Raw genomic sequence first — 1229 nt, forward strand, 5'->3', positions numbered from 1 at the left:
CGGTGGCGAGGGTTTCGCCGTCCGGGCTGAAGGCCACCGACTCAACCCAGCCGGTGTGGCCGGTGAGGGTGGCGACGGTCTTGCGGCCGGCCACGTCCCACAACTTCACGCTCTTGTCGCAGCTGCCGGTGGCGAGAAGTTCGCCGTCCGGGCTGAAGGCCACCGAGGTGACCGCGCTGGTGTGGCCGGTGAGGGTGGCGATGGTGTTGCGGCCGGCCACGTCCCACAACTTCACGCTGTTGTCGTGGCTGCCGGTGGCGAGGGTTTCGCCGTCCGGGCTGAAGGCCACCGCGTAGACACAGTCGGTGTGGCCTGTGAGGGTGGCGCTCGGTGTGGGGGCGGGGGTGCTCGGTGTGGGGTCGGGGGTGCAGGCGACCATGGTCGGCACGCCGACGGCGGCCAGGGCGCCGAGTCCGCCCAGGAGCAGGGTCCGGCGAGATAGTGAGCGGCGCTGCCGTGGCGAGGTCGTATTCACACCCGTAGGTGTAGAAGATCACGCTTGAGATCGACTTGGAGGTCTCTGCGTCGCCTTCTGGGGCCTCAGTAGCAATGAATGGCTAGGACGGTTTCAGTTGGCCCCTTTTGACGGCTTGACCTGGACCCACTTGAGCGATCTTGGCCGAGGTGGTGCGACGGCTTGATTTGGCCCCACCTGCAACTGATCAAGAACGCCGACGACAGTTCGGTCTGTGGCCCCGGGGACTGCCGTCCCCGGCCCCCTGCCAGGCGAGAGCATCGCCCGCCCAGCGGGCGCGGAACCTGGCGCCGTATGAGGCGGGCGACGCCCTCGCGCCGAAGCGCAGGGCGAAGGTCATCTCGTGGTGCTGAAGGCCCACCTCAGGTGGGGCCAGTTCGGGCCGACATCGACTTTCCATGAAAAACAGGGGGTCGAGGTGGGTCCAGGTCAAGCCGTCCGGGTGGAGCCAACTCAGGCCGTCATAACCAAATGAAGAAATTTCCAACGAAGTAGCCGCTGAACTGCGGTGATGCGTCTCGCAGAAACCGGACGGCGCCCCCGGTATTGCTCGGCGACTTGTCGTCAGGCGGCCTACCGCGCCCGGCGCCGGGAGGCCGGCCTGGCCGACCGGCTGGCCGGGGTGCGCGACGAGCTGGCCGGTGATGCCGACCGGATCGCCGACGCGGTGGACGCACGGCCCGTGCAAGGCGAAAGCCGCGGCCCCGAGCACGCCTGGGGGCAGAGGGGGGTCGCGCTGGGCCAGGCCGGGGCA

The 1229-nt window shown here is 68.8% G+C and carries 1 protein-coding gene and 1 pseudogene; one reads left to right on the top strand and one right to left on the bottom strand.

From position 1 onward, the window contains the following. A pseudogene (locus tag ABZ260_RS33890) lies at positions 1-475 on the bottom strand (hypothetical protein); the annotation flags it as partial. Between the two features lie 511 nt (positions 476-986). Here ABZ260_RS33890 and ABZ260_RS33895 point away from each other — a divergent pair. Beyond that, the coding region (locus ABZ260_RS33895) for a hypothetical protein (RefSeq protein WP_355625902.1) at positions 987-1229 on the top strand (243 nt) is incomplete at its 3' end.

The organism is Streptosporangium sp. NPDC006013 (assembly GCF_040614275.1).
Taxonomy (GTDB): Bacteria; Actinomycetota; Actinomycetes; order Streptosporangiales; family Streptosporangiaceae; genus Streptosporangium.